The organism is Aquimarina aggregata, from assembly GCF_001632745.1.
In the GTDB taxonomy this organism is placed as follows: domain Bacteria; phylum Bacteroidota; class Bacteroidia; order Flavobacteriales; family Flavobacteriaceae; genus Aquimarina; species Aquimarina aggregata.
In genome coordinates, this window is the sequence record NZ_LQRT01000018.1 from 1 (window position 1) to 1,418 (window position 1,418).

The following is a 1,418-nucleotide window of genomic DNA, read 5'->3' on the forward strand; positions in this document are numbered from 1 at the left end:
CGTTACCTGCAAGCAGAAAAATGAATATTCCAAAAACATCAGATGACCTTAAAAATGAATTCTATTCCTCAATTGACTTAATTGATAAAATAGGAGATCTAAGGATTCGACAGCTGACTGAAAAGTTGAACAAGGTTTCGGATGAAATTATTGTGATGGGAATAATCAAAATATTTGAAAATACGGACAGACAAGAATCGCAATATACTGACCAAAAATATGCAGGAAAAATATTGACTGAACTAAAACCTAGAACCGAAATTGATTTAAATTTAATTCTAAAATCAACTCTCGCGAATTGGAATAAAAGTGTTGAAGAATTTCCGTTTTGGTTAAAAGAAAATTATGGAATCGATTTACTCAAAATAAAACTGACTGAATTGGAAACCCTAGATCTGAATCAATTGGAATCGGACAAATTAAAAACAATCAAATGGTGGCTGAAAATATAATGTGAAATAAATGCCCGCAGGTAACACTATACATAAAATCAGAGCAAAGTTTAGTGCCAGATCGAAAGGTTATTTCCTTTTTGCAGTGGCGCTGGATTTTTATAAATTGAATAAGAAATAAAAATGCGCAGATAGATCGATTGGTTCAGGTATGTTTGCCTTGCTCCGATTCATATATTCGGCGTTAGCCACAATTTATGAAAAGTATATTCGGAAAAATATTCAAAAATCCCACTGTATTCTCAATTTTGGGAATAATCGTGATATTAATTGGACTTCCGATTGGAATTAATGGATTGACTTTGAATGGTGGAGGAAGTTTAGGTGGAGCAATAATCTTATTCGGAATTTTAGTTGTTTTACTAATTGTAATTCTGGATAGAGTATTGGTTAACAGAGTAAACGCAAAAAAACTGAACGGAATTGAGATAGCGCTTTTAATAGTTGGAATTGCAATCTTTTCATTTTCAGAACGAGAAATTATTATTGACTTGAGAGATAAGAAAACCAATTATTTCATTTTACTTGAAAATGACGGAACTTTAAAAAATTCGGAGCTGAATTATTCGTTTCCATTTAATAGAAAAATGGAACTTCAATATAATATTGGAATTATAAATTTAATTGATGACAATTATCAACGAATTGAATTGGAAAGTCCAAACAACTGGAAATCCCAAAGAATGCAACCATGGAAAATGAATAATTTTAAAATCAGATTTTACTCAAATAGTGATTTAAAATTGAGGGATAATCAAATCGACTCTATAATAAAAAAAGAAATAAAAACAGTGGCTAACAAGGTGTATAAATCATAGTGGCTTCGCCACAACGATTCATACACGTAACGTTGTATGCAATAGTCCAGTTCGCAAGGACAATTTTTTCGGAGGAGTACGCGAGGATTATGGAGTTTTATTCTGATCAAAGAGACGGACAAAGCCTTTGCTAAAAGGAGTTGTCCAA

At 31.8% G+C, this 1,418-nt stretch carries 2 protein-coding genes; both read left to right on the forward strand.

Annotated elements, in window-relative coordinates; all coding sequences use genetic code 11:
* The coding region (locus AWE51_RS15140; RefSeq protein ID WP_232517393.1) for a hypothetical protein at positions 1-452 on the forward strand (452 nt) is incomplete at its 5' end.
* Positions 453-649: 197 nt separating this feature from the next.
* Entirely contained in the window at positions 650-1,270 is a 621-nt protein-coding gene (locus AWE51_RS15145; protein WP_066314931.1) for a hypothetical protein, read from the forward strand.
* Positions 1,271-1,418: the final 148 nt, after the last annotated feature.